The sequence below is a fragment of the Sphingomonas sp. S6 genome (genome assembly GCF_043498045.1).
GTDB lineage: Bacteria > Pseudomonadota > Alphaproteobacteria > Sphingomonadales > Sphingomonadaceae > Sphingomonas.
Genome location: NZ_JBIEOE010000003.1, coordinates 69,870 through 95,179, shown reverse-complemented (window position 1 = coordinate 95,179; position 25,310 = coordinate 69,870). Strand labels below are relative to the sequence as shown.

Annotated in this window: 24 protein-coding genes; 5 read left to right on the top strand and 19 right to left on the bottom strand. The window is 66.3% G+C overall.

Annotation, left to right across the window (positions count from 1 at the left end; translation table 11 throughout):
- The first annotated feature begins 23 nt into the window (after positions 1 to 23).
- A complete protein-coding gene (locus ACGVWT_RS06040; protein WP_315461751.1) occupies positions 24 to 1,685 on the top strand; it encodes an amidohydrolase family protein in 1,662 nt (553 codons plus the stop codon).
- A gap of 7 nt (positions 1,686 to 1,692) precedes the next feature.
- Here the strand turns inward: ACGVWT_RS06040 and ACGVWT_RS06035 are convergent, their stop codons facing one another.
- Genes ACGVWT_RS06035 through ACGVWT_RS06025 form a run of 3 tightly spaced genes read right to left on the bottom strand, consistent with a single transcriptional unit; the run spans position 1,693 to position 3,754 of the window.
- Entirely contained in the window at positions 1,693 to 2,568 is an 876-nt protein-coding gene (locus tag ACGVWT_RS06035) for a flagellar motor protein MotB (protein ID WP_394425581.1), read from the bottom strand.
- Between the two features lie 12 nt (positions 2,569 to 2,580).
- The gene (gene motA, locus ACGVWT_RS06030) at positions 2,581 to 3,444 is read right to left on the bottom strand and encodes a flagellar motor stator protein MotA (protein WP_315461749.1); all 864 of its coding nucleotides are present in this window, start codon (positions 3,442 to 3,444) and stop codon (positions 2,581 to 2,583) included.
- Between the two features lie 49 nt (positions 3,445 to 3,493).
- On the bottom strand, positions 3,494 to 3,754 hold the full coding sequence (locus ACGVWT_RS06025) for a hypothetical protein (RefSeq protein ID WP_394425578.1): 261 nt from the start codon (positions 3,752 to 3,754) through the stop codon (positions 3,494 to 3,496).
- A gap of 220 nt (positions 3,755 to 3,974) precedes the next feature.
- Here ACGVWT_RS06025 and ACGVWT_RS06020 point away from each other — a divergent pair, with 220 nt between their 5' ends.
- On the top strand, positions 3,975 to 4,919 hold the full coding sequence (locus tag ACGVWT_RS06020) for a helix-turn-helix domain-containing protein (protein WP_394425576.1): 945 nt from the start codon (positions 3,975 to 3,977) through the stop codon (positions 4,917 to 4,919).
- Positions 4,920 to 5,015: 96 nt separating this feature from the next.
- Here the strand turns inward: ACGVWT_RS06020 and ctrA are convergent, their stop codons facing one another.
- Both ctrA and ACGVWT_RS06010 read right to left on the bottom strand, forming a co-directional pair.
- Positions 5,016 to 5,711: a response regulator transcription factor CtrA gene (gene ctrA / locus ACGVWT_RS06015; protein ID WP_020486368.1), complete on the bottom strand. Its 696-nt coding sequence runs from the start codon at positions 5,709 to 5,711 to the stop codon at positions 5,016 to 5,018.
- Between the two features lie 120 nt (positions 5,712 to 5,831).
- Positions 5,832 to 6,944 (bottom strand): AI-2E family transporter, encoded by a 1,113-nt coding sequence (locus ACGVWT_RS06010; RefSeq protein WP_315461747.1) that lies wholly within the window; start codon positions 6,942 to 6,944, stop codon positions 5,832 to 5,834.
- A 255-nt stretch (positions 6,945 to 7,199) separates the two neighbouring features.
- On the opposite strand from ACGVWT_RS06010, the gene ACGVWT_RS06005 reads away from it, so the two are divergent.
- The gene (locus ACGVWT_RS06005; protein WP_017977685.1) at positions 7,200 to 7,874 is read left to right on the top strand and encodes a response regulator transcription factor; all 675 of its coding nucleotides are present in this window, start codon (positions 7,200 to 7,202) and stop codon (positions 7,872 to 7,874) included.
- 3 nt (positions 7,875 to 7,877) lie between these two features.
- Entirely contained in the window at positions 7,878 to 9,242 is a 1,365-nt protein-coding gene (locus ACGVWT_RS06000; protein ID WP_315461746.1) for a HAMP domain-containing sensor histidine kinase, read from the top strand.
- A 171-nt stretch (positions 9,243 to 9,413) separates the two neighbouring features.
- Here the strand turns inward: ACGVWT_RS06000 and ACGVWT_RS05995 are convergent, their stop codons facing one another.
- The gene (locus tag ACGVWT_RS05995) at positions 9,414 to 11,915 is read right to left on the bottom strand and encodes a TonB-dependent receptor (RefSeq protein WP_315461745.1); all 2,502 of its coding nucleotides are present in this window, start codon (positions 11,913 to 11,915) and stop codon (positions 9,414 to 9,416) included.
- Positions 11,916 to 12,173: 258 nt separating this feature from the next.
- Here ACGVWT_RS05995 and ACGVWT_RS05990 point away from each other — a divergent pair, with 258 nt between their 5' ends.
- Positions 12,174 to 12,656, top strand: a complete 483-nt coding sequence (locus ACGVWT_RS05990; protein WP_315461744.1) for a nuclear transport factor 2 family protein — start codon at positions 12,174 to 12,176, stop codon at positions 12,654 to 12,656.
- Positions 12,657 to 12,680: 24 nt separating this feature from the next.
- Here the strand turns inward: ACGVWT_RS05990 and ACGVWT_RS05985 are convergent, their stop codons facing one another.
- The 13 genes from ACGVWT_RS05985 to nusA form a co-directional block, all read right to left on the bottom strand.
- Positions 12,681 to 12,857 (bottom strand): hypothetical protein, encoded by a 177-nt coding sequence (locus tag ACGVWT_RS05985; RefSeq protein WP_315461743.1) that lies wholly within the window; start codon positions 12,855 to 12,857, stop codon positions 12,681 to 12,683.
- Positions 12,858 to 13,074: 217 nt separating this feature from the next.
- Positions 13,075 to 15,444 carry a polyribonucleotide nucleotidyltransferase gene (pnp, locus tag ACGVWT_RS05980; protein ID WP_315461742.1) on the bottom strand — a complete coding sequence of 790 codons (2,370 nt, stop codon included), beginning with the start codon at positions 15,442 to 15,444 and terminating at the stop codon, positions 13,075 to 13,077.
- Positions 15,445 to 15,670: 226 nt separating this feature from the next.
- Entirely contained in the window at positions 15,671 to 15,940 is a 270-nt protein-coding gene (gene rpsO / locus ACGVWT_RS05975) for a 30S ribosomal protein S15 (protein ID WP_017977691.1), read from the bottom strand.
- A 16-nt stretch (positions 15,941 to 15,956) separates the two neighbouring features.
- On the bottom strand, positions 15,957 to 16,919 hold the full coding sequence (truB, locus tag ACGVWT_RS05970; RefSeq protein ID WP_315461741.1) for a tRNA pseudouridine(55) synthase TruB: 963 nt from the start codon (positions 16,917 to 16,919) through the stop codon (positions 15,957 to 15,959).
- Positions 16,919 to 17,608, bottom strand: coding sequence for a site-2 protease family protein (locus ACGVWT_RS05965; protein WP_315461740.1), 690 nt, complete (start codon positions 17,606 to 17,608; stop codon positions 16,919 to 16,921). Before ACGVWT_RS05965 ends, truB begins: the two co-directional genes overlap by 1 nt.
- A gap of 131 nt (positions 17,609 to 17,739) precedes the next feature.
- Positions 17,740 to 18,318 carry a thymidine kinase gene (locus tag ACGVWT_RS05960; RefSeq protein WP_315461739.1) on the bottom strand — a complete coding sequence of 193 codons (579 nt, stop codon included), beginning with the start codon at positions 18,316 to 18,318 and terminating at the stop codon, positions 17,740 to 17,742.
- Positions 18,318 to 19,013: a hypothetical protein gene (locus tag ACGVWT_RS05955; RefSeq protein WP_315461738.1), complete on the bottom strand. Its 696-nt coding sequence runs from the start codon at positions 19,011 to 19,013 to the stop codon at positions 18,318 to 18,320. The genes ACGVWT_RS05960 and ACGVWT_RS05955 overlap by 1 nt, the downstream gene beginning before the upstream one ends.
- A complete protein-coding gene (locus ACGVWT_RS05950) occupies positions 19,013 to 19,162 on the bottom strand; it encodes a hypothetical protein (RefSeq protein WP_315461737.1) in 150 nt (49 codons plus the stop codon). Before ACGVWT_RS05950 ends, ACGVWT_RS05955 begins: the two co-directional genes overlap by 1 nt.
- 49 nt (positions 19,163 to 19,211) lie before the next feature.
- Positions 19,212 to 19,598 (bottom strand): 30S ribosome-binding factor RbfA, encoded by a 387-nt coding sequence (rbfA, locus tag ACGVWT_RS05945; protein ID WP_315461736.1) that lies wholly within the window; start codon positions 19,596 to 19,598, stop codon positions 19,212 to 19,214.
- Positions 19,599 to 19,707: 109 nt separating this feature from the next.
- On the bottom strand, positions 19,708 to 22,551 hold the full coding sequence (gene infB / locus ACGVWT_RS05940; RefSeq protein ID WP_315461735.1) for a translation initiation factor IF-2: 2,844 nt from the start codon (positions 22,549 to 22,551) through the stop codon (positions 19,708 to 19,710).
- Positions 22,548 to 23,270: a DUF448 domain-containing protein gene (locus ACGVWT_RS05935; RefSeq protein ID WP_315461734.1), complete on the bottom strand. Its 723-nt coding sequence runs from the start codon at positions 23,268 to 23,270 to the stop codon at positions 22,548 to 22,550. The genes infB and ACGVWT_RS05935 overlap by 4 nt, the downstream gene beginning before the upstream one ends.
- 177 nt (positions 23,271 to 23,447) lie before the next feature.
- Positions 23,448 to 23,678, bottom strand: a complete 231-nt coding sequence (locus ACGVWT_RS05930) for a 4-oxalocrotonate tautomerase family protein (RefSeq protein ID WP_116462565.1) — start codon at positions 23,676 to 23,678, stop codon at positions 23,448 to 23,450.
- Positions 23,678 to 25,309: a transcription termination factor NusA gene (gene nusA / locus ACGVWT_RS05925; RefSeq protein WP_116462564.1), complete on the bottom strand. Its 1,632-nt coding sequence runs from the start codon at positions 25,307 to 25,309 to the stop codon at positions 23,678 to 23,680. The genes ACGVWT_RS05930 and nusA overlap by 1 nt, the downstream gene beginning before the upstream one ends.
- Between the last annotated feature and the right edge of the window lies 1 nt (position 25,310).

Here is a 25,310-nt window from a genome sequence, read left to right as displayed (position 1 = left end):
AACACCGCTTATGCGCTGAGGCTATGGCACGATCGGCTTTGACAATAGTGGCGGCGCTGGCCGCGGTTCTGGCGACTTCGCATGCGGCCGGGGCCGACGGGCTGGTCGACAACGTCAACGGCATGACGCTGGACAAGGACGGCAAGGTCGTCCGCTTCCAGGCGATGCTGGTCAATGCGCAGGGCGCCGTCGTCAGGTTGTTGTCCGCAAAGGACAAACGGCCGGAGAAACTCGATTGGCGGGCCGATATGAAGGGCAAATACCTGCTGCCCGGTATGATCGACGCGCATGGCCATGTGATGGAATTGGGCTTCCGCGCGCTGGAGCTCGACCTGTCGGATACGAAGAGCCTCGCCGACGCGCAGACGAAGATTGCGGCCTATGCGCGCGCCAATCCCGACAAGGCGTGGATCATCGGCGGTGGCTGGAACCAAGAGACGTGGGGGCTGGGCCGATTCCCGACGACCGCCGATCTGGATGCGGCGGTCGCCGATCGTCCGGTGTGGCTGGCGCGCGCCGACGGCCATGCCGGCTGGGGCAACAGTGCTGCGCTGAAGGCTGCAGGCGTCACCGCCAAGAGCGTGTCGCCGGCGGGCGGACGGATCGAGAAGGCGGCGGGGGGGCAGCCTGCGGGCGTGTTCGTCGATGCCGCACAGGACCTGGTGGTGAAGATCCTGCCCCAGCCACTGGGCAAGGACCGCAACGCCGCCTTCCTGAAGGCGCAGGAGATCCTGCTCGGCTATGGCGTCACCGCGACCGCCGACATGGGCACGAGCATCGACGACTGGCTGACCTATCGCCGGATCGCGGACCTCGGCGGCCTGCGCGTGCGCATCATGAGCTATGGCATGGGGGTGGATACGACGGTGCAGATCGGCGGCACCGGCCCGACGCCGTGGCTGTACGACGACCGGCTGAAGCTGGTCGGCGTCAAGCTCTACGCCGATGGGGCGCTGGGGTCGCGCGGCGCATGGCTGAAGGCGCCCTATGCCGATGCGCCGGGCCAGACGGGCGCGGGATTCATGAACGACACCGTGCTGCGCAACCGGATGAGCCGCGCGGCGATGGACGGCTATCAGGTCGCGGTGCATGCGATCGGCGACCGTGCCAATGCCGAGGTGCTGGATGCGATCGACGAGATGGCGCAGACCTACAAGGGCGACCGGCGCTGGCGCGTCGAGCATGCCCAGATCGTCGATCCCGTCGACCTGCCGCGCTTCGGCAAATATGGCACGATCGCGTCGATGCAGCCGGTCCATGAGACGAGCGACCGGCTGATGGCCGAGGCGCGGCTGGGGCCGCAGCGGCTGGCAGGCGCCTATGCCTGGGCGTCGATGCTGCGCAACGGCGCGAAGCTGGCGTTCGGCTCCGATTATCCGGTCGAGAGGCCTGATCCCTGGGCAGGCTGGGCGGCGGCATTCACGCGCCAGGGCCCCGACGGCCAGCCGTTCGGCGGCTGGCAGCCGCAGGAGGCGATCACGCGCGAACAGGCGTGGTGGGCCTATACCGGTGGCGCAGCCTATGCGGGCTTTGCCGAGGATCGCTTCGGCCGCCTTGCCCCCGGCCAGAAGGCGGACTTCGTCATCGTCGATCGCGACCCCCTGCTCGCCTCGCCCGCAGACCTGCGCGCGACGAAGGTTGAACAGACGTGGATTGGCGGGCAGAAGGTGTGGCAGCGCAAGTAGCGGCGGATCAGGATCGCTGCGCGTCCTGATAGAGTAGCAGGATTGCGACGCGACGATTGCGTTCGTCGCGGGGCGCTCCGGCGATCATTGGCAGGCGATCGGCGACGCCTTCGATCCGTTCGAACCGGACCTCTGCCACCCCATGGTCGGCGAGGCGCTGGCGGGTGCTCTCTGCCCGGCTGGCGGACAGGATCCAGTTGTTCATGCGTCGCGCGTCGCCGTAGGCCAAGCTGTCGGTATGGCCGCGGATGACCAGCATGTTGGGCATGTCCTTGATCGCCTGCGCGATCGTGTCGACCAGCCGCGATGCTTCCCCATCCAGTGCGGTCGTGCCGCGCAGAAACATCGAGAATTTGGCATCGTCGACCAGATCGATGCGCAGCCCTTCGGGGACAGGCACCATGCGCACATGCCGCGCGACCTTGGCGAGGGCAGGATTCTTGGCCAGTTGCTCGGCGATATGTTGCTGGGCGCGGGCCACCGCCTGCCGGTCCTGTTGCGGCGTTACCGCCGGCACGGGGGGCGACCCTTTGTCGCCATTACCGGGTTGTGGCCCATTTGTGGCGTTATATCGTGAGGCACTTTTGACGGCCGCCGGGGTGACCGCGACGAGCGAGGCTGCTCCGGTGCCGACGATGCTGCCGCCCGCGCCCTTTGATTTCGTCTGCGCACCGGGGGTGAAATAATCGGCAATTCCCGTACGCTGCTTGTCGGTCGTCGCGCCGAGCAGCCACAAGAGCAGGAAGAACGCCATCATAGCGGTTACGAAGTCGGAATAGGCGAACTTCCACGCACCGCCGTGATGACCGCCGGCGGCGACGGTAATGCGTTTGACGACGATCCTGGTTGGCTGGTTGCTGCCGTGCGGCGCTGCGCGGGCCATCTGGCGGGTCGCTTATTTGCCGCGCATGCCGTCGAACACCTCGGCGAAGCCGGGCTGGTTCTTGTGCGCGATGCCGCTGCGGGCAGCTTCGATCACCAGCGGCTGCGGGTGACCGTGCAGCGAGGCGATGATGATCTGTTTCACCACATCGTAAATGGCGGCGTCGGCATGGATGATCTGCTTCAGTCGCCCGGCGAGTGGGTTGACGATGCCGTACGCCAGCAACACGCCCATGAACGTACCGACCAGCGCAGAGCCGATCATGCCGCCCAAGATAGTCGGTGGCTTGTCGATCGAGCCCATCGTCTTCACGATGCCGAGCACTGCGGCGACGATGCCGAGCGCCGGCAGCGAGTCGGCCAGGCTGGTCAGCGTATGCTCCGGCCCCTCGACCTCATGGTGATGCGTCTTGATCGCATGGTCCATGACCTCTTCCACCGCATGCACGTCGAGCGTACCCGACGACACCACGACCAGCCGCAGCGTGTCGGCGATCAGATTGACCAGCGTCTTGTCGGCGAGCAGGCGAGGATATTCGGAAAATATCGACGACGACTTCGGGTCCTCGACGTGTGGTTCAAGCGAGATCGGGCCATCCGCACGAAACATTTTCATCAGTCTGCCGACGAGGAAGATGACGTCGAGATAGTCCTGCTTCTTGTACTTGGGACCTTTGAACACCTTGGCGAGGCCGCCGCCCATCGCTTTAAGCTCGGCACCCGAATTACCGATGATCAGTGCGCCCGCCGCGGCGCCGCCGATGATGAGCATCTCGTGCGGAATGGCGTGAAACACGGGGCCGAGCGCGCCGCCGGTGATGGCGAAGCCGCCGAACACCATGCCGAGTAGAACAACGAGACCGATGGCTGGAAACATGTCCACTCGCGACGATGAAGGCATCCGCCGACACCGGGAGTGCGCGTGCTCACCGAACGATGCCGGCTCTCTCGCACGCAGTAAGCGCACAGGAGCCGACAGGATCGATTATGAGCACGGCCCCCCAGCCGACATGGTGATTTTTATATCGGACACAGACGCGCATGCAGAGGACGTGGCGTTCCATTTCCTTGTCCATTCGTTCCACCACGATCCGCCAAAGTGAGCAGCTGCGCAGGTCGATCAGACAAAGCTTTGAGAAGTAGAGGAAAATGCGGTTGTGATAGCCGCATCGGCTGCGGCGTTCCATCTTGGATCAATCAGCCAGTGCAAAGGGTTGGCAGAATGTCCGGTCCGGCCGTAGTGAGAGTTAAGCGCTGCATGATGACCCCAATTCCCTTCCAGCTTACCTCGGCCCCATGGCAGCGATAAGCGAACCACCGGTGGAGGAGCCGGCGAGCGTTCCGCAATTCACCTTGTCCTCGACCTTAGTCGGAGCGGCGCAGGGGCTGGCGAGCTTTGGCGAAGCCGTGGGCGACGTTTTCGCGATCGAGTGCGTCGGCGAGCCGAACGAATATGCGATCGATATGGCGGCCTGGCATCTCGGCACGATGATGACGGGGACGTTTCGGTCGTCCGCCCTGCGCTTTTCGCGGTCGCGGGCACTGGTCGCGCAGAGCGGTCTCGACCACATTCTGGTACAGCTGTACGTCGCGGGCGGCTTTGCCGGCGACGCCGATGGCCGCGACGTGCTGGTGGAACCGGGCAACGTCGTGATCTTCGACCTCTCGCGCCCCTTCCACACGCAGACGACGGACTTCACCAACATCAGCCTGCTGGTGCCGCGTGCCCATTTCGAGGCCGTCTTCGACGAACCGGCGGGGCTGCATGGCCTCGTCCTGTCGCAGGATCGCCATATGGTCGCGATCCTCGCTGCCTATGTCCAGGCGCTGGCCGAGCGCATGCCGCATCTGCTGCCCAAAGATGCCAGTGCCGCGGCGGTCGCGACGGCAGGACTGACGACGACCGTACTGAAAGAATATGCCGAATCCCCCGCGGTCGGTACGCCTGTCGTCTCCCCGTTCCGCGCGGCGGCGCGCCATATCGACGATCGCATTCACGATCCCGATCTGGACGTGGCGACGCTGGCGCATGAACTCGCCATGTCGCGGGCTACGCTCTACCGCGTGTTCGAACCGGTCGGTGGCGTTGCCGGTTATATTCGCCGCCGCCGCCTGACGGGCGCGGCCATGGCGCTGGCGGACCCCGCCAATCGACGCCGGACCGCTGCCGAAATCGGCTATGCGTGGGGCTTTACCAGCGAAACCGCCTTCAACCGGACGTTCAAGGCGGCCTTCGGCCTGACCCCGCATATCGCGCGCCAGCGCGGCGATCACGTCTGGGCGGCGGATGGTGAGGTGGATGAGACCGCCGAACAGCGCTTTGTCCGCTGGATGCGGTTGCTGCGTCCCTGACACCGGCCAAAGCGGTCTCACGCCAAAAGGGCCGCAGCACCCCCCGATGCTGCGGCCCTTCACTCCCGGATACTGGGGAGGGGTAAAACTGGTCGGTCAGGCGACCGCGACGACCTCTTCGGGTTCGCGCAGCACATAGCCGCGGCCCCACACGGTCTCGATGTAATTCTCGCCGTCGCAGGCCAGGCTGAGCTTCTTGCGCAGCTTGCAGATGAAGACGTCGATGATCTTGAGTTCGGGTTCGTCCATGCCGCCGTACAGGTGGTTCAGGAACATTTCCTTGGTCAGCGTGGTGCCCTTGCGCAAGCTGAGCAGCTCGAGCATCGCATATTCCTTGCCGGTCAGATGCACGCGCGCGCCATCGACCTCGACCGTCTTGGCGTCGAGGTTGACGGCGAGCTTGCCGGTGCGGATGACCGATTGCGAATGGCCCTTCGAACGACGGACGACCGCATGGATGCGGGCGATCAGTTCTTCGCGATGGAAGGGCTTGGTGACGTAATCGTCGGCGCCGAAGCCGAAGCTGCGCACCTTGCTGTCCATCTCGTTGATGCCGCTGAGGATGAGCACCGGCGTGGTCACGCGGGCGACGCGCAGCTTCTTCAGCACGTCATAGCCGTGCATGTCCGGCAGGTTGAGGTCGAGCAGGATGATGTCGTAGTCGTACAGCTTGCCGAGGTCCAAGCCCTCCTCACCAAGGTCGGTCGTATAGACGTTGAACCCCTCGGTGCCGAGCATCAGCTCGATCGCCTTGGCCGTGGTCGGCTCGTCCTCGATCAACAACACCCGCATCGCGTCGTCCCCTGTTGGCGAGGCCGCCAGCACCCCTGGCTCGCGGCTCACCCCGATTCATTAACCAAACGACATCTGAAGGCAAAAGGTTAATTCGGGATTAAGTGCGGACGTCAATCTTTACGATTTGCCGTCGTGGCGATCGGTATCGGCGTCCGGATCGTGCGGCGTCAGGTCGGGGCCGAGCAGCGTCTGGTGGCGGCTGCGCGGGATATCCTCGCCCAGCACCTCGCGCAGATACAGGCTGCGCACCAATGTGAAGATCACGACGAGCAGCGCCGCCGAGAAGAACAGCCCGAAGATGCCGAAGATCACGCCGATGCCGATGATCGCGAAGACGGTGATCGCCGGCGGGATCGAGACGACGCGCGCCTGGACGTAGGGGGTGATGAAATTGGTCTGGATCAACCGGACGATCGCATAGGTGGCGAGCGCACCGATCAGCGCACCATTGCCCTGCGTCGCGGCGAGGCCCAGCGCGGGGATCATCGCGGCGGTGGGGCCGACATAGGGGATGAACTCCGACAGGCCGGCGAGCAGCCCGAGCGCGGCGGCGGAGGGCACGCCCGAAATCCACAGGCCGATGCCGATCAGCAGCCCCATCGTCGTCATCAGGATCAGCGACGAACGCAGCCACAGCCGCAGCGTCGAGCCGACGTCGAACAGCGCATCCTCGATCGCCGGGCGCTTTGAGGGCGGGATCAGGAACAGGAAGCCGCGCTGGTAGATGCCGGGATCGGCGGCAAAAAAGGCCGCGCCGACGAGCAGCAAAATGCTGTTGAGGACCAGTTCGCCCGCGCCCTGCACCAAGCCGCCGACATCCTGCGCCGCCTTCGACCCGGCATAGGCCTGTTGCACCGCATCGACGATCTTGGCGCCGACCGGGCTTTGCGAGGCCCAGGCGGCAAGCTGGTCGAGCAGGTTGGGCAATTGCGTGACCAGCACGTTGACCTGTTCGCGGAACTGCACCCCGAACAGCCAGACGAGGAACGCGACGACGCCATAGGCGGTCGCCATACCGAGGCAGAAGGCGGTCCGGTCCGAGACGCGCAGGTGATCGCGGTAGAGGTCGGCGAGCGCATGGATGGCGATCGCGCCCAGCATCGACCCGAAGGCGAGGATCAGCAAATTGCCCGCGCGGAACAGCGCTGCGGCGACCGCTGCGATGATGAGCACGTAAAAGATGCGCCGGATGAAGCGCGCATCGTCGGAATCGGGGGCGAGACGGTTCACGCGGGACGGGGTGCGCTGGGCATGGGCTATCCTGACAGGATCGGGGGGCGGTGGACAAGAGGTGGGGGCAGTACTTCCGTGGGGCCGGATCGGTTCCGGTTGGGGCGCTTCGAGTTGGGCTGCGGTCCGGCCACAGGACCGACGTCATTCCCGCGGCGGTGTGCGCCACCCCCACCTTACACCTTTGTCATTTGAAATTTATCTGCCGACACGGCAGCCCGTTGGACGTAACAGTGTCGAGCGGACCCTAGCCCCATGAAAATCCTCCTGGTTGATGACGACCCCGTCCTGGCCGATTCGCTGGCGGATGAACTGACCGGCTTCGGCCACGCATTATCGACCGCGAGCGACGGGCGGGCGGCGCTGGCGGCGATCGATCAGGACGCCTTCGATGCGGTGGTGCTCGACCGGATGATGCCGCGGGTCGACGGCATTGCGCTGCTCGAGCGGCTGCGTGGCGATGCGCGATCGGTGCCCGTCATCATGCTGAGTGCGCGCGGCCAGTCCGACGACAAAATCAGCGGCCTGGCCGCAGGCGCCGACGATTATGTCGTGAAGCCGGTCGAGGCGGCCGAACTCCACGCGCGGCTGCAGGCGGTGGTGCGCGGCCGGCAATGGACGCGCGAGGCGAGCGACACGCTGCGCGCGGGCGATATCGTCGTCAGCCCGTCGCGCTTCCGGGCGTGGCGCGACGAGAAGCCGCTCGACCTTGCCAAGCTGGAGCTGAAGCTGCTCGCCGAACTGGTGCGCAATGCCGATACCGTGCTGACGCGCGCGATGCTGATCGAGCGGGTGTGGGGGTACGACTTCGAGCCCGACACCAATCTGGTCGACGTCTACATCCGCCGTCTGCGCCAGAAGCTGACCGCGCATGGCGGCGACGATCCTATCCAGACGATGCGCGGCGTCGGCTATCTGTTGCGTAGCTGACGCATGCCGCGGGGCCGGCGGCTGCGTGCGCCGCGATCGCTGCGGGCGCTGACCTGGATCTTCGTCGCGGCCATGATCGCGGCGACGCTGGGGACGGGCGTCGCCATCTATACCGCGCAGCGCCGTGCGATTGTCCAACTGGTCGACCAGCGTATCGCCACGGCGGTCGATGCCATCGCGCACGAGGGCGAGCGGCCGATGCCGACGCCCGTGCTGGTCGAGCGGCTGCGCATGTTGGCGAGCGACCGCGACACGGGCGATATCGGTGCGATGCTGGTCGATGCGCAGGGACGGCAGATCGGCGGCAACGTCCGATTGCGCCAGGTGCCGCCGCGCGGCTTCAGCTCGCTGCACAGCGACGACGGGATCAAGGGGCTGACCGCGGGGCGCGCCTATACCGGTGACGTCGGCGATGGCCGGCGGCTGACGATGATCGCCGAGACCGAGCCGTTCGACGATTCGGGCACGGCGCGACTGCGCAGCTATCTGGCCGGTTTCGGATCGATCCTGCTGGTCGTTGGGGTGGGACTCGTGATGTTTTCGCGGCTTGTCGAGCGGCGGATCGGTGCGATGCGCGCGACCGCGGCGGCGATCGTCGATGGCGACATGCAGCGCCGCGTCCCCACCGAAGGCGATGGCGGGGCGTTCGATGCACAGGCGCACGCCTTTAACGCGATGCTCGACCGGATTGCCGAGCTGATGCGCGGGATCGCCGAAGTGTCGAGCGATATCGCGCACGACCTGCGCAGCCCGCTCGCGCGCCTCCGAGGCCAGCTCGTGCAGCTGGAACGGCGTGCCGAAACGCCGGCGATGCGCGACGGCCTGTCCACCGCGATCGCGCAGAGCGACACGATCCTTGGCATGTTCGCCGCGATCCTGCGCATCGCCGAGGTGGAGGGCGGCGCGCGGCGGGCGGGCTTTGCGCGCTTCGACCTCGGCGAACTCGTCGCGGAGGTCGGGGAGATGATGGCGCCGGTGGTCGAGGACGATGCGCATGTCCTGGTCTGCGATCCCGTCGCCGCGCTGCCCGTCCACGCCGATCGCCAACTGCTGACGCAGGTATTGGTCAATCTGATCGTCAATGCCGTGCGCCATACGCCGCCGGGGACGCGCATCATTCTGTCGGCCGTCGCGGCGAGGGGGCAGGCGATCGTCCGGGTCGCCGATAACGGGCCCGGCATCGCCGCGGTGGATCGCGCCACCGCCCTGCGGCGCTTCGGCCGGCTGGATGCGAGCCGGTCGACCGGCGGGTTCGGCCTGGGCCTGCCGCTCGCCGCGGCGATCGCGCGGCTGCATCATGGCGAGCTGTCGCTGGAGGATGCGGCGCCGGGATTGCGCGTGGTGTTGAGCGTGCCGCTGGTTGGGTAATCGATCCCGACAGTAGCGTCGCCCCAGCGGAGGCTGGGGCCTCTCGCGGCTCCTGCTGCGCCCGTTACATGGAGATCCCAGCCTTCGCTGGGATGACGTTTGTTGAGGGGCAAACGAAAGGGGCGGCGCCGTTGCCGGCACCGCCCCTTCGCAATCGGACCTGTCGGCCGCTTAGAAGTTCACCGATCCTTCCAGACCGATGGTGCGCGGCGGGTTGAAGTTGGCATACGAACCCAGCACCGCGATATTCGCGTCCGAACGGCGATAGATGTGCTGTTCGTTGAGCAGGTTGCGCGACCAGAGCGACAGCGTCGCCTTCTGGCCCTGTGCGCTCAGCGGGATGTCGGCCAGCGCGATGCGACCGTTCACGATGAAGCTCGAGTCGGTCTTCACGCTTTCCGACTGGAAGCTGTACTGCGGCGCCGCGTAATTGGCGTCGAGGTGGAAGCGCGCATGCGTGCTGCCCGTGCCGACCGGCAGATCGTAATCGATCGCCGCCGATGCCGCGTGCGGCGGGGTGTAGACGGTGTAGACCTGCGTCAGCACGCCGAAGGTCGGGCCCGGGTTCGGGTTCGCCGTCGCCGGCACCTTGGTGTAGGTATAGGCGTAGGAGGCGGTCAGCGTCAGGCTGTCGATCGGCCGCGCGCTGACGTCCAGTTCGATACCGCGGATCTTCGACGTGCCCGGCGCATTCGCCGTATTTTCGGTGTGCAGGTTGAAGTTCGGGTTGGCGGTGGTGGTGCCCGGCAGGAACTGGTTGGTGTCGACGTTGTCGAAGTCGATCTGCGTATTCTTGCGGTCCATGATATAGCCCGCGACGTTCACACGCACCTTGTGGTTCAGGAAGTCGGTCTTCGCACCGATTTCATAGGCCTTCACCGATTCCGGTCCGAACGCACCGAAGTTCGACGAGCGGTCGTTGGCGCCACCGGCGCGGAAGCCGCTCGAATATTTGGCGTACAGATTGATGCCGGGCGCCGCGTCGGCGGCCAGCGTCACCATCGGGTCGAACCGCCCGCGATCATAGTTCAGCACGTAATTGGTGGGGACGCCCGACACGAGGTACAAAGTGCCGTCACGCTTGTCCTTCGAATAGCGGCCGCCGACCGTGAGGTGCAGCATCTCCGCCGCGGCGGGGGTCCAGGTCGCCTGGCCGTATGCGGCATAGCTGCGGGTGCGGGCGACGCTGGCGCGCTGCAGGAAGCGGGAGTTATAGTCCCAGCCCTGGTTGGACGAGCTGATCGTGCCGAACACCTGCGAGGGCAGGATGGTGTAGGCGGTACCGTCGGCGTTCCACTGGTTCGACGAAGGCGTCGCGGCGGATTCGCGGGCCTGTTCGTTGAAATAATAGAGGCCGGCGACCCAGTCGAGCTGGTCGACGCTGCCGATCGCCTGGAATTCCTGGCTGAACTGGCTCTGGTACAGATCCGACAGGCTGTAGCGGCTGAACTTGCCGTTGGGGGCATAGGCGACGCGCTCCGGACCGCCCGAATTGTCCCACTGGTTGGTCGCCACGCGGCGCCAGGCGGTGATCGACTTCAGCGTGATCGCCGGATCGACCTTGTACGACAGCGTCGCGCTGACGCCCTGCGTCTTGTCGACGCTATATTGCTGCGGCACGCCGACGTCGGCGACGTTCTGGCGGTTCGGGTGGACGCCGACCAGCGCGGGCAGCGGCGCGATGCAGGTCGTCGCCGAGATCGTACTCGACAGGCAGGTCGGCGCGCCGGCCGCGCTGCCAGGCAGGACGATGCGGTTGGTGGTGCGGTCGAGCACGCCGACGGTGCGGCCGAGCGGGTTGTAGTTGATCAGCTGGCTGAAGAACGGCGTGTTCTCGTCACGCGCCTTGTCGAAGGCGACGTCGGCGGTGAAACTGTCGGTCGGCTTCCAGCGCGCGGCGACGCGGCCGCCGACGCGGTCATAGGCGTTCCAGCCGATCTGGCCGGCGAGCGGGTTGCGCGTCGTCGCATCCTGATGCTGGTACACGCCGTCCAGCTTGATCGAGATGTTCTGGTACTCGGGCAGGTCGATATGCGCTTCGCCGTTGCGCGCACCGTAATTGCCGAAGCCTGCGGTGACGCGGCCACCGAATTCCCCGGTGGGGGCCTTGGTGACGATGCTGAGCGCGCCGCCTTCGGTGTTGCGGCCGAACAGCGTGCCCTGCGGGCCACGCAGCACTTCGATGCGCTGCACGTCGAACAGCGCGGCGTTCAGGCCCTGCGAGCGGCCGAGGTAGACGCCGTCGATATAGACGCCGACGCCCGAGTCACGCGCGGTCTGGTTCTGGTCGAACGGCACGATGCCGCGGATGCCGATCGTCAGCGCCGACTGGCGCGCTTCGAACGTGGCGACGCGCAGCGACGGCACCGCGCCGTCACCCAGATCGAGCAGGCTCTGGACGTGGCGGTCCTTGATCGCTTCGGGATCGAGCACGCTGATCGCGATCGGCGTCTTCTGCAGGTTGGTTTCGCGCTTGGTGGCGGTGACGACGATGTCCTGCAACTGGTCCGGCTCGGCCGCGGGGGTCGGATCCGTGGCGGGCGTGGGATCGGCGGCCGGCGCCGCAGTGGCGGTCGCCTTGGCGGCATCGGCGGCGAACGCCGGTGCGGCGGCGAGGGCGGATGCGGCGACGCCGATCATCAGCAGCGCGCGGCTGCCGGACATCTTCATCATGACGAAATATTCCCCTTCGAGGCAATGTGCCTTCCTGGGGCGCGCCTACCGCCGGGCTGTGGCGGGCGTGTTGCGATTCGATGACGCTGCCGGCGAGCGGGATTTCATCTTGGTGTCATGTTCGCGCGAACCGGCCCGTGCTCGACATATCCGTCCGGATCGGCATAATTCGCGCATGGCCCTGCCGGTTCCCTTCGCCGTCGCCATCTGCGGACGATTTAGCCACCCGGCCTGATCCGTCAGGCGGGGTCTGCGCCCGTGGGCGTGCCGATCGGCATCGCCCGCCATCCTTATCCACTTGGGGGCGCCCAAGCCGCCGCAGCCAACCGGCCCATCGGTGGCACGGTGCCCGTGGGAACGGCCTTTGCCATGACATTGCCTGCCATCATCCAGACCTATCTCGACGCCTATAATCGCAAGGACGTTGCCGCGTTGGTCGCGTGCGTCGCCGACTCGATCGTATTCGAGCATGTTTCCGGCGAGGGGAACGGCGTGCGGGTGGAGGGGCGAGAGGCGTTTGCCAAGCTCGCCGCGCAAGGGGCCGCGCTCTTCACTACGCGTCACCAGGCGGCGCGCACCGCCGTCGTCGAGGGGGATCGAGTCGCGATCGAGGTGGACTGGCAGGGGATTCCCGCGGTCGATCTGGGATCGATGGCGGCGGGGGTGCCCGTCACGCGCCGCGGCGCGTCGTTCCTGACGATCGCTGAGGGCCGGCTGATCCGCATCGTGGATATCAGCTGACGTTTGGGGGAGGGGCGGTGGGCGTCAGGTCGGACGTCGGTCGACGGCGTCCTGCGCCTCTCCTTCGGCGATCAGCTTGGCGTAGCGTTGGGCCATGTCGAGGTGGACGCGGCGGCCGTCGCTGTTCGGTGTGCGGTCGGCGAGCGCGCGCTCCTGGCGTTCGCGATGGATATAGAATTGGGTTTCGGCGTGAGTCGGCATGAAGGCCTCCCTCATCGGGGTGATGCTTGTCGCCAACGGGCAACACGTCACAAGCCATGACCCTTTAGCACGATAGGGCGCATCCGGCCTTCATCTGCATCAATCCGCCTCGGGCCGGCGCTACGGCGCTCAAACCGAAAGGATCGATCGATCCCCAAACGAAAAAGGGGTCCGGCATCGCTGCCGAACCCCAATTCCGTTAGCCATTGGCCGACGGTCAGTCGCGATCGCCGGTCAGGAAGGCCGGCGCGAATTCCGGCGCGGGGCCGTCATCGTTGCCGCCGCCGTTACGCGGGCCACGGTCACCGCCTTCGCCGCGGGGGCCACGGTCGCGGCGCGGGCCGCGGTCACCGCGGTCGCCGCCACGATCGCCGCCGTCGCGACGGGGACCACGGTCACCGCGATCACCACGGTCGCCGCGCGGACCACGGCTGCCACGGTCGCCGCCTTCACGCGGTTCGCGCGCCGGACGGGTGTCTTCCAGCTCGGCGCCGGTTTCCTGGTCGACGACGCGCATCGACAGGCGAACCTTGCCGCGCGGATCGATCTCGAGGACCTTCACCTTGACCTGCTGGCCTTCAGACAGGACGTCCGAGACCTTTTCGACGCGCTCGTTCTTGATCTCCGAGACGTGGACGAGACCGTCCTTGCCACCCATGAAGTTCACGAACGCACCGAAATCGACGAGGTTGACGACCTTGCCGTCGTAGATCTTGCCGACCTCGGCCTCTTCGACCAGGCCCTTGATCCACTTGATCGCGGCTTCGATCTGCGACGAATCCGACGACGACACCTTGATGACGCCCTCGTCGTCGATGTCGACCTTCGCGCCGGTGGTGGCGACGATCTCGCGGATCACCTTGCCGCCGGTGCCGATGACTTCGCGGATCTTCGACTTGTCGATCGTGAAGGTTTCGATGCGCGGCGCGTGCGCCGACAGCTCCGAACGGGTCTCGCCCAGCGCCTTGGCCATCTCATTAAGGATGTGCGCGCGGCCTTCGTGGGCCTGCTTCAGCGCGACCTTCATGATCTCTTCGGTGATGCCCGAGATCTTGATGTCCATCTGCAGCGCGGTGATGCCCTCGCTAGTGCCGGCGACCTTGAAGTCCATGTCGCCGAGGTGATCCTCGTCGCCCAGGATGTCCGACAGGACGGCGAAGTCCTTGCCTTCCAGGATCAGGCCCATCGCGATGCCCGACACGGGGCGCTTCAGCGGCACGCCTGCGTCCATCATCGACAGCGAACCGCCGCAGACGGTGGCCATCGACGAGGAGCCGTTCGACTCGGTGATGTCCGACGTGACGCGGATCGTGTAGGGGAATTCCTCCTTGGTCGGCAGCACCGGGTGCAGCGCGCGCCAGGCGAGCTTGCCGTGACCGACTTCGCGACGACCCGGCGCACCGAAGCGGCCGACTTCACCGACCGAATAGGGTGGGAAGTTATAGTGGAGCATGAAGTTCTGGTACGACAGGCCGTTGAGGCCGTCGATCATCTGCTCCGCGTCGCGGGTACCGAGCGTGGTGGTCGCGATCGTCTGCGTCTCGCCGCGGGTGAACAGCGCCGAACCGTGCGCGCGCGGCAGGAAGTGAACTTCCGACTGGATCGGGCGGACGGTCGTGGTGTTGCGGCCGTCGATGCGGCGACCCGTCTTCAGGATCGCGGTGCGGACGATGTCGGCTTCCAGCTTCTTCACCAGCTTCAGGCTGGCGAGATACGCCTGGGGATCGCTGTCCTTCAGGTCGGCCATGCCGTCGCGGGCCTTGGCACGCGCGTCGTTGATCGCGGTCTGGCGGGCCTGCTTGTCGGTCAGCTTGTAGGCTGCCTCAAGGTCCTTGCCGATCAGCTTCTTCAGCTTGGCCTTCACCGCCGAGCTGTCTGCCTGGACCTTCAGCTCCCAAGGTTCCTTGGCGGCCTGTTCGGCGAGGTCGATGATCGCGTCGATCACCTGCTGCGACGCCTTGTGCGCGAACATCACCGCGCCGAGCATGACGTCTTCCGACAGCTCCTTGGCTTCGGATTCGACCATCATGACGGCGTCATGCGTCGCGGCGACCATCAGGTCGAGCTCGCCGGTCAGCACTTCGGCATCCGACGGGTTGAGGACGTATTCGCCGTCCTTATAGCCGACGCGCGCCGCGCCGATCGGGCCCATGAAGGGCACGCCCGACAGCGTCATCGCGGCCGAAGCGGCGATCATCGCCAGCAGATCGGGCTCGTTCTCGCCGTCGTACGACAGGACCTGCGCGATGCAGTTGATCTCGTTGTAGAAGCCTTCGGGGAACAGCGGGCGGATCGGACGGTCGATCAGGCGGCTGACGAGCGTCTCACGCTCGGTCGCGCCACGCTCGCGCTTGAAGAAGCCACCGGGGATGCGGCCCGAGGCCGAGAACTTTTCCTGGTAGTGGACGGTGAGCGGGAAGAAATCCTGCCCTTCCTTCACCGACTTGGCGGCGGTCACGGCACAGAGCACCACCGTCTCGCCGAGCGTCGCGATGACCGCGCCGTCAGCCTGGCGGGCGACCTTGCCCGTTTCGAGGGTGAGCGTCTGGCCGCCCCACTCGATCGATACCTTCTTGGCATTGAACATGTATTTTCCTTCACTCCCCACGCCAAATGCGTCGGGGGGCCTATCTGCGAGCTAAGCCGGCTCGCGCGGTGTGGAGCGTCTTGTCGCTCCGATGGATCGGGGCCGAATTGCCCGTCTTCCGCTTACCCGGCTCGTGCCGGTATTCGTGAAACTCGTGGCGCGCCCATAGCACACCGATACGAAAAGGGCGACCCGAAGGCCGCCCTCTCGTTTCACCCGCTGGGGGTTACTTGCGAAGACCCAGCTTCGCGATCAGGTCCAGATACCGCTGGCCATCGGTCTTGCGCAGATAGTCGAGCAGCGAGCGCCGCTTGTTGACCATCATCAGCAGCCCGCGGCGCGAATGGTTGTCCTTCTTGTGACCCTTGAAGTGCTCGGTCAGGTTCTTGATGCGCTCCGACAGGATCGCGACCTGGACTTCCGGCGAACCCGTGTCGCCTTCCTGGCGGGCGTGAGCCTTGACGAGTTCGTTCTTGCGCTCGGCGGTAATGGTCATGTCTTCGTCCTCGACATCATAGGTTGAAACCGCGGACGACACGGACCTGTTGGTCCTCGACCGATACCAGCGCGACCGGCGTATCGCCGTCGCATGCGAAGTATGGGCCTTCGTCCGTGGCGATCCCGGTCAGAACACGCCCCTGGCGGAGCGCCCCTGCCTGATCGGGGGTGAGGGGTAGAGCCGGGATGTCGTCCAGCCCCGCCCTCAACGGCAGGAGTATCTGTTCAAGGGTGCGGCCCATACCGGCTTCCGCCAGATTGTCCAGCGTTATCGCCGGTGCGAGGGTGAACGGCCCCGCCTTGGTGCGGCGGAGCATGGTGACATGCCCGACCGTGCCGAGCGCGAGCGCGATGTCGCGGGCGAGGGAACGGATGTAGGTGCCCTTCGAGACATGGGCGGTGAGGGTGATGTCGTCCACGCCGCGGTTTCCGTCACCCCAGCGAAAGCTGGGGTCTTCTGCGGCGAGGCGCGCGCGCTCTTCGGAGAGATCCCAGCCTTCGCTGGGATGACGGGAGGTGAGGGCATGCACCGTCACCTCCCGGCTCGCGAGCACCACATCCTCGCCCGCGCGCGCCAGATCGTACGCCCGCTCGCCATCGACCTTCAGCGCCGAATACGCCGGCGGGACCTGCGTGATCAGGCCGGTGAAGCGCGGCAGCACCGCCTCCACGTCGGCCAGCGTCGGCCGCACGTCGGACGTTGCGATCACCACGCCTTCGGCATCCAGCGTATCGGTCTGCGCGCCGAAGCGGATGGAAAAGTCATACACCTTGTCGCTGTCGAGCATTCGCCCGGCAAGCTTCGTCGCCTCGCCGACCGCGACCGGCAGCACCCCGGTCGCCAGCGGATCGAGCGTGCCGCCGTGGCCGACCTTGAACTTGCCATAGCCGCCCTGGCGCAGCGCGCGCTTCACCGCGGAGACGACCTGCGTGCTGCCGAGCCCCAGCGGTTTGTCGACGATGATCCAGCCGTGCATCAGCCGATCGCCTGCGCCAGTTTCAGGAACAGGCCGATCACCGCGTCGGCCGGTGGGCCGACCAGTCGCCCGACGACATCGGCGCGTGGCGCGATCATCGGCAGAACGACGAGGACAAAGAGCAGCAGCAGGAAACCGAACCGCCCGATTTTCGCCCATTGCGCCGCTAGCGGGCGGGGCAGGATACCCTCGACGACATGCCCGCCATCGAACGGCGGCATCGGCAGCAGGTTGAAGATCGCGAGGAAGACGTTGACCAGCAGGAAGTTGACGAGGTTCGCGAACACGAACCCCGCAACGCCGGTCGGCTGCGCGCCGTGCAGCAGCGCGACTGCCGAGCCGATCAGGATCGCGGCAATGGTGGCGAGGATCAGATTCATGCCCGGCCCGGCAAGCGCCACCGCGACCATGCCCCAGCGCGGGTTGCGCAGGCGCTGCGCGACCACCGGCACCGGCTTCGCCCAGCCGAACACCGGTGCGCCCGCGATGGCGAGGCCGAGCGGCAGGATGAGCGTGCCGAGCGGATCGACGTGGCGGATCGGGTTGAAGCTCAGCCGTTTTTGTTCCTCGGCGGTCGGATCGCCGAGCCACTTGGCCATCCAGCCGTGCGCGACTTCGTGAAAGACGATCGCGATGACGAGCGGGATGATCCAGATCGCGCTGCGATAGACGATGTTATCGGGGTTCATGGCGCGCGATATGGCGCGGGGGAGGGGATAGCGCCAGAGCTTCCCAGTCCGCCGTCATTGCGAGCGAAGCGCAGCAATCCAGGGCGTCCTGGTCCAGCTCTGGATTGCTTCGCTTCGCTCGCAATGACGGGCTATTGTGCCAACGCCTCCGAAAAATGCCGCCGGCACAGCGCGATATAGCGGTCGTTACCGCCGATCTCGGTCTGCGCGCCTTCGGCGATGGCGCGGCCCTCGGCATCGACGCGCAGGTTCATCGTCGCCTTGCGCCCGCACACGCACACCGATTTGATCTCGATGAGCGCGTCCGCGATCGCCAGCAGCCGCGCCGATCCTTCGAACAATCGCCCCTGGAAGTCGGTGCGCAGGCCGTACGCCAGCACCGGCACGTTCAGCACGTCGCAGATGTGCGCCAATTGTGCGACCTGCGCGGCGGAGAGGAATTGCGCCTCGTCTACCAGCACGCAAGCGAGCGGGCCGCGCGCCAGCCGATCCGCGACGCAGGCGGCAAGGTCGGTCGTGCCCTCGAACGGCGTCGCCGGCGCCTCCAACCCGATCCGGCTGGTGATCGTGCCGTGCGCAAAGCGATCGTCCACCGCGGCGGTGAACAGCATCGTCTCCATGCCCCGCTCGCGATAGTTGAAGTCCGCCTGCAACAGCGTCGTCGACTTCCCCGCATTCATCGAGGCGTAGTAGAAATAGAGCTTGGCCATCAGAAACTGCGGTACAGGGGATCGCGGGGTTCGTGCAAAGCGCCTTCTGCCTTATCGACTTTCACTGATTTGGCGTCGATCCGTCCCGTTGCGACGTCGCCGATCATCCACGCAGGCCACCAATCGCCGGCCTTGGCGTTTTCGCTACAGGCATAGGGTGAACTGATCGTGACGACCATCAGGTGCCGGCTGTCCTTCGACCAGCGTACAGCGGACGGCAAAACCGAGTCCGGCCTGAGGCAGCGATAGCGGGTGACCGCCTGTCGCTTTGCTGCTGTCACGAGTGCGCGCCGTCGAACGATCTGCCGGCCAACGATTTCGAAGAGCTGCAATTCATCCATAAACGAGCCAACATGATGGTTCACGGCCAGCCAGCGCCCGTCCCGCGACCAGAGAACCGCAAACGGCATATCGTCCGCCAGCGTAGCCAGGTGGGCCAGCGTCTTACCTTTCGCGTCCTGCAACTCGATCGGCGGCTGACGATCCCGATAGGCGTGTTGAACGATGGCCAAGCGGCCATCGGGCGATGGCGCGCGACCCGGACATGTTGCTACGAACTGATAGGCTGTTTTGGAGCGGTTAAAACCGCTGGCCTTACAGTCGGTGGTCAGCGCGCCGATTTGCGCGCTGGTTGAGCTCGCAAAGCCTAAGGCAAATCCGCTCACAATCGCACACGACGAAAAAAGCCGGCGCATCACGCTGAAGCCAAGTCAGCATCATCTGGTAATACGGCTCGAATGATCACGCCGCCTTCTACCACGTCGATCGCAAGCACCTGATCTGGCAGCCACCCTTTCGCGGCGATGATCTCGCCTGGCAGGGTAATGCTGCCATCCACATCCATCGTGACACTATATGGCATAATGACAGAGTGCTGTGGCGCGCGTGTGTCGTCAATCCTCACCCAGATCCCGCGCCACCTCGGGCCGGCGGAGCAGTTGGTCGATGTGGCTGCCTTCGTCGAAGCTTTCGTCGGCGAGGAATTTAAGTTTCGCGGCGTACTTATTCTGGATGCGGTGCGCCACTTCGCGTTGCAGGTAGGCGGTGTTGGTGCGCAGCGCCTTCAGCACGGCCTCTTCGTCCTTGCCGAGCAGCGGCTTCACGAAGACGGTCGCGTGGCGCAGGTCGGGGGACATGCGCACTTCGGTGATGCTGACCATGTGTTTGGCCAGCGTCTCGTCATGCACGTCGCCGCGCTGGAGGATTTCCGACAGCACGTGGCGCACCTGCTCGCCGACGCGCAGCGTGCGAACCGATTTTTCCTGGGGGTCTTTGTTCATGACGCTGCCGTGGCTGCGTCACCCCAGCGACGGCTGGGGTCTCGTGCCGCGGGAGCGGCGTCCGTGTCGCTCCCGCGGCGCAAGATGCCAGCCTGCGCTGGCATGACGGTTAGAGGGTCCGTTCGCGCATCTCGACTTCGAACGTTTCGAGGAAGTCGCCGGCCTTGATGTCGGTGAAGTTCTGCGTGAACGTCACACCGCATTCCAGACCCGCACGGACTTCGGGCACGTCGTCCTTGAAGCGGCGCAAGCTGGCGATCTCACCCTGATAGATGATGACGTCGTTGCGCGTGATGCGTGCCTTGAGCGCCTTGCGGATGACGCCTTCGACGACCAGCAGACCCGCGGCCTTGCCGTGCTTGCCGGCCGAGAAGACCTCGCGGATTTCCGCACGGCCGACGACGGTTTCGAACGCTTCCGGCCCGAGCTCGCCCGCCATGCCGGCGCGGATCTCGTCGATCAGGTCGTAGATGACGTCATAGTACTTGAGCGCCACCTTCTGCCGATCGGCGATCTCGCGCGCCTTGGCGTTCGCGCGGACGTTGAAGCCGATGATCGGCGCGCCGCTGGCACCCGCCAGCGTCACGTCGCTCTCGGTGATGCCGCCGACACCCGAATGCAGCACGCGCGCCTTGATGAGGTCGGTCGAGATCTTGTTGATCGATGCGACGATCGCCTCGACGGTGCCCTGCGTGTCGGCCTTGACGACGAGCGGATATTCCTTCGCCGCATTGGCCTTCAGCGCCGAGAACATGCTCTCGAGGCTCGCCGGCGCAGTCGTGGTGCGCTTCTGCGTCAGCACGCCCTGGCGATATTCCGCGACCTCGCGGGCGCGCGCCTCGTTCTCGACGACCTGCAACGGATCGCCTGCCGACGGCACACCCGAGATGCCGAGCACCTCGACCGGCATCGCCGGACCGGCTTCCTTCACCTGACGGCCCTTGTCGTCGACGAGGGCGCGGACCTTGCCGCTTTCCGCGCCGATGACGAAGACGTCGCCGACCTTCAGCGTGCCGCGGTTGACCAGGATCGTCGCGACCGGGCCGCGACCCTTGTCGAGCTTCGCCTCGATCACCGTGCCTTCGGCCGGGCGATCGGGGTTGGCGCGCAGTTCGAGCAGTTCGGCCTGCAGCTGAATCTTCTCGATCAGCTCATCAAGGCCGGTCTTCTTGAGCGCGGAGACTTCGACGTCCTGGACGTCGCCGCCCATTTCCTCGACCACCACCTCATGCTCCAGCAGGCGCTCGCGCACGCGCTGGGCATTCGCTTCGTACTTGTCGATCTTGTTGATCGCCACGATCATCGGCACGCCGGCCGCCTTGGTGTGATTGATCGCCTCGATCGTCTGCGGCATCAGCCCGTCGTCGGCCGCGACCACCAGCACCACGATATCCGTGACGTCGGCACCGCGTGCACGCATCTGCGTGAACGCCTCGTGGCCCGGCGTGTCGAGGAACGTGACCTTCGACTTGTCCTTCAGCGTGACTTGATAGGCGCCGATATGCTGCGTGATGCCGCCGGCTTCGCCGCGCACCACGTCGGTGCCGCGCAGCGCGTCGAGCAGGCTGGTCTTGCCGTGATCGACGTGGCCCATGATCGTGACGACCGGAGGACGCGGCTTCATCGCCTCTTCGGCATCCTCGACCGTGTCGATCGCCAGATCGATATCGCTGTCGGACACGCGGACGATGTTGTGGCCGAATTCGGTCACCAGCAGCTCGGCCGTATCCTGGTCGATCGTCTGCGTCATCGTGACGGGCATGCCCATCTTGAACAGCGTCTTGACGAGGTCGGCGCCCTTTTCCGCCATACGGTTGGCGAGTTCCTGGACGGTGATCGCCTCAGGCACCTGGACGTCGCGGACCTGCTTGGGCTGCGCTTCACGCGGGCCGCCGAAATGACGCTTTTCCTTTTCGCGCGCGCGCTTCAGCGCGGCGAGGCTGCGGCTGCGCGCACCATCGTCGCCCAGCGCGCGGTTGACGGTCAGCTTGCCGCCGCGACGCTCGTCGCCCTTGCGGTCGCGCTGCGTCGGACGGCTCGGGGGCGCGTTGCGCGGCGTGGCCTGGCCCGAGGGCAGGTTGCGGTTGACGCCACCGGCAGGTGCGGAACCCGAAGCGCTTGCGGCCGGAGCCGCGGCAGGGGCGGGCGCCGGAGCCGGCTTGGGCTGCGGCTTGGGAATTTCGGGACGTGCGACCGGCGAGAAGCGACGCGGCGCGGGCAGCGACGGATCGCGGCCGAGTTCCACCGTCGGCGCAGGCGCCGGGGCGGGTGCCGCCGGACGCGGCGCAGGCTGCGCGACTACCGGAGCCGGAGCGGGCGCCGGCGCAGGCGTGGGAACCGGCGTTGGTTCGGGGGCCGCAACGGGTTCCTCGACCGGCGTCGGCGGCACGGGCCGCTCGACCGGGCGGAAGCCACGGCCGGCCGGGGTCGGCACGGTCACAGTCGGCGCGGCAGGCGCCGCCGGGGCGGCTGCGGCAGGCGCAACCGGCTCAGGCGCGGGCGTGGGCTCGGGCGCAGCCGGGGGAGCGGCCGCGGCAGCCGCCGCAGCAGCGGCCTTTTCGGCGGCACGCTGGCGTTCGTCCTCGAGCGCCTGCGCACGCGCAGCCTCTTCGCGGCGGCGCGCGTCTTCCAGCGCGTGCATGCGCTGGTCCTCGGCTTCGCGCAGCATACGCGCCTGGCGCTCCTGCGGCGTCTCGTTCGACGGTGCCGGGCGCGGGGCAGGGGCGGCCGGAGCCGGCGTCGGCGCGGCGACGGGCGCCTGCACCGGCTGCTCAGGCGCAGCCTGCGCCTCGCCCGGCCGGCCCAGCACGCGCCGCTTCTTCGTTTCCACGATCACCGTATTGGACCGGCCATGGCTGAAGCTCTGCTTCACCTGGCCGGTCTCGACCGTGCGCTTCAGCCCCAAAGGCGCGCGCATGCCAAGTTTCGGCTTATCGTTGTCGGTGTCGCTCACTCAAATTCCTCGTTCACGTCTACGGCCGGTCGCGTCCCGCCGGGAACGGCGCCGGATAACCGGTGCGCCGATGCGCCTTGCGGGGCCGTTTCGCAAGGCACGGGAGTGGGTTCAGGTCCGATAAAATGCAGCCAGCGGTCGAGCGCGTCGCTCACCCGCGCGGCGGCAGCGCGGTCGGTCAGGGCGATGTGTACCACATTTTCGCGGCCAAGCGCCAACGACAATATGGTGCGCGAGACCGGCAATACCAAGCCCCGGATGTCCGATCCTTCACGATCCGATCCAATCCGCCACGCCTGGTCGAGCTTGCGGTTGCCGTCGGTGCTGGCATCGGCCGCATGATAGAGCGCGTGGAGCTGCCCAGACCGCGCCGCCGTCTCGATCTTTTCGGACCCCGTCAGCAGCAGGCCGGAGCGTGATTCGAGGCCGAGCCGGTCGAGCGCATTGCGTTCGAGCGCCGCGGCGATGCGCGCAGGCAGGTCGTCGGGGATCACGAGCTCGGCGCTCTTGAACGCACGGGCCAGAGCACCGCGTAGGCGCTTCTTGGCGATCGCCTCGTCCAGTTCGGCGCGGGTCACGCCGATCCACGCGCCGCGGCCGGGGGCCTTGGCACGCACGTCGGGCAGGACCTGCCCGTCCGGCGCGATCGCGAGTCGCACGAGGTTGTCGCGGACGTCGCGGTCCTGCGTCAGGATGCATTTGCGGATGGGGTCGGTCATATGGCGACCTCCACCAGACAATCATCGTCATTCCCGCGAAGGCGGGAATCCAGACGCGCTACCGTCAGCGACAGAATCGCAACGTCAGCCAGTCTGGATCCCCGCCTGCGCGGGGATGACGGCGTGTAGGGGGCGAACGAGTCGCCCCTCACAAAGCGTCGTTGAACCGTCAGCGTCTCATTGCGAGGGAACCGCATCAGCGTCCTCCCTCGGCTTGGGCGCATCGCGGTCGGCGATCAGCTGACCGCCGGCGCCATAGTTTTCGGTCGATACTTCCTCGATCACGATCTGGACCGCGGCGGGGTTCTTGCCGAGGCGCGTGACGAGGCTGGCCGTCACGTCCGCGACGACCCCCGCCTTCTGCTCCTTGGTCGCGGAGCCGGCCAGTCGGATCGAGACGAAGGGCATCAGGCGTCCTCACCCTCCGACGCATCGGTCGAGGCAGGCGCATCGGCGGCTGCCGGCGCTTCGTCCTCGAACCAATGCTGGCGCGCGGCCATGATGATCTCGTTGCCCTGCTCGTCGCTGAGACCGTATTCGGCGAGGATGCCACCCTTAGGCTCGGGGCGCTTGGGGGCGTCCTCGTTGCGGCGGCGCGGCTCGGCACGCTTCTTCTCGACCAGTTCGTCGGTGGCGAGATCGGCGAGGTCGTCGAGCGTCTTGATGCCCGCCTTGCCGAGCGTGACCAGCATCGCTTCGGTCAGGTACGGCATGTCGGCGAGCGCGTCCTCGACGCCCAGCGCACGACGTTCGTCACGCGCAGCGGCCTCGCGGCGATCGAGCGCTTCCTGCGCACGGCTCTGCAGTTCCTGCGCGAGGTCCTCGTCAAAGCCCTCGATGCCGGCCAGTTCGTCCAGCTCGACATAGGCGACCTCTTCCAGTGCGCCGAAGCCTTCGGCGACCAGCAGCTGCGCCAGCGTCTCGTCGACGTCCAGTTCGTTCTGGAACATCTCAGAATTCTGGACGAACTCCTTCTGGCGCTTTTCGCTGGCGTCGGCCTCGGTCAGGATGTCGATGGCCTTGCCGGTCAGCTGACTGGCGAGGCGAACGTTCTGGCCGCGGCGACCGATGGCGAGGCTGAGCTGGTCGTCGGGCACGACCACCTCGATCCGGTCCTCTTCCTCGTCGATCACGACGCGGCTGACCGAAGCGGGCTGCAGCGCGTTGACGACGAAGGTCGCGGTGTCGGGCGACCAGGGGATGATGTCGATCTTTTCGCCCTGCATTTCCTGCACGACGGCCTGGACGCGGCTGCCCTTCATGCCGACGCAGGCGCCGACCGGGTCGATCGACGAATCGCGGCTGATGACGCCGATCTTCGCGCGCGAACCAGGGTCACGCGCCGCCGCCTGGATGGTGATGATGCCGTCGTAGATTTCGGGCACTTCCTGCGCGAACAGCTTCTTCATGAAGTCGGGGTGTGCGCGGCTGAGGAAGATCTGCGGACCGCGGTTTTCGCGGCGGACGTTGAGGATCAGCGACCGGATACGGTCGTTGACGCGCACGACTTCGCGCGGGATCTGCTGGTCGCGACGGATGACGCCCTCGGCGCGGCCCAGATCGACGACGATGTGGCCGAACTCGACGCGCTTGACGACGCCGGTGATGATCTCGCCCTGGCGATCCTTGAACTCTTCATACTGGCGCTCGCGCTCGGCGTCGCGGACCTTCTGGAAGATGATCTGCTTGGATGCCTGCGCCTGGATGCGGCCGAATTCGATCGGGGGCAGCGGATCGACGATATAGTCGCCGACAGTCGCGCCCTTCTGCAGCTTCTGCGCCTGGTTGACGTCGACCTGCTTGAAATAGTCGTCGACCGCCTCGACCACCTCGACGACGCGCCACAGGCGCAGGTCGCCGGTCTGGGGATCGAGCTTCGCGCGAATGTCGTTCTCGATGCCGTAGCGGGTCTTGGCCGCGCGCTGGATCGCTTCTTCAAGAGCCTCGATCACAATGCTCTTGTCGATCATCTTTTCCGATGCGACCGAATTGGCGATCGCGATCAGTTCCGCGCGGTTGGCGGTGGCGACGGTGGCCATC

Coding starts and splice junctions, on each gene's coding strand:
- ctrA (WP_020486368.1), bottom strand. CDS start 5,711: ATGCGGGTGTTGTTGATCGAGGACGAGCCGACCACGGCCAAGGCGATC.
- ACGVWT_RS05930 (WP_116462565.1), bottom strand. CDS start 23,678: ATGCCCTTCGTCTCGATCCGACTGGCCGGCTCCGCGACCAAGGAGCAG.
- motA (WP_315461749.1), bottom strand. CDS start 3,444: ATGTTTCCAGCCATCGGTCTCGTTGTTCTACTCGGCATGGTGTTCGGC.
- ACGVWT_RS06005 (WP_017977685.1), top strand. CDS start 7,200: ATGAAAATCCTCCTGGTTGATGACGACCCCGTCCTGGCCGATTCGCTG.
- pnp (WP_315461742.1), bottom strand. CDS start 15,444: ATGTTCAATGCCAAGAAGGTATCGATCGAGTGGGGCGGCCAGACGCTC.
- ACGVWT_RS05935 (WP_315461734.1), bottom strand. CDS start 23,270: ATGACCGACCCCATCCGCAAATGCATCCTGACGCAGGACCGCGACGTC.
- nusA (WP_116462564.1), bottom strand. CDS start 25,309: ATGGCCACCGTCGCCACCGCCAACCGCGCGGAACTGATCGCGATCGCC.
- rpsO (WP_017977691.1), bottom strand. CDS start 15,940: ATGACCATTACCGCCGAGCGCAAGAACGAACTCGTCAAGGCTCACGCC.
- ACGVWT_RS05995 (WP_315461745.1), bottom strand. CDS start 11,915: ATGATGAAGATGTCCGGCAGCCGCGCGCTGCTGATGATCGGCGTCGCC.
- ACGVWT_RS05960 (WP_315461739.1), bottom strand. CDS start 18,318: ATGGCCAAGCTCTATTTCTACTACGCCTCGATGAATGCGGGGAAGTCG.
- ACGVWT_RS05965 (WP_315461740.1), bottom strand. CDS start 17,608: ATGAACCCCGATAACATCGTCTATCGCAGCGCGATCTGGATCATCCCG.
- ACGVWT_RS05950 (WP_315461737.1), bottom strand. CDS start 19,162: ATGGATGTGGATGGCAGCATTACCCTGCCAGGCGAGATCATCGCCGCG.
- ACGVWT_RS05955 (WP_315461738.1), bottom strand. CDS start 19,013: ATGCGCCGGCTTTTTTCGTCGTGTGCGATTGTGAGCGGATTTGCCTTA.
- ACGVWT_RS06000 (WP_315461746.1), top strand. CDS start 7,878: ATGCCGCGGGGCCGGCGGCTGCGTGCGCCGCGATCGCTGCGGGCGCTG.
- ACGVWT_RS06025 (WP_394425578.1), bottom strand. CDS start 3,754: ATGGAACGCCGCAGCCGATGCGGCTATCACAACCGCATTTTCCTCTAC.
- truB (WP_315461741.1), bottom strand. CDS start 16,919: ATGCACGGCTGGATCATCGTCGACAAACCGCTGGGGCTCGGCAGCACG.
- ACGVWT_RS06040 (WP_315461751.1), top strand. CDS start 24: ATGGCACGATCGGCTTTGACAATAGTGGCGGCGCTGGCCGCGGTTCTG.
- rbfA (WP_315461736.1), bottom strand. CDS start 19,598: ATGAACAAAGACCCCCAGGAAAAATCGGTTCGCACGCTGCGCGTCGGC.
- ACGVWT_RS06035 (WP_394425581.1), bottom strand. CDS start 2,568: ATGGCCCGCGCAGCGCCGCACGGCAGCAACCAGCCAACCAGGATCGTC.
- ACGVWT_RS05985 (WP_315461743.1), bottom strand. CDS start 12,857: ATGCCGACTCACGCCGAAACCCAATTCTATATCCATCGCGAACGCCAG.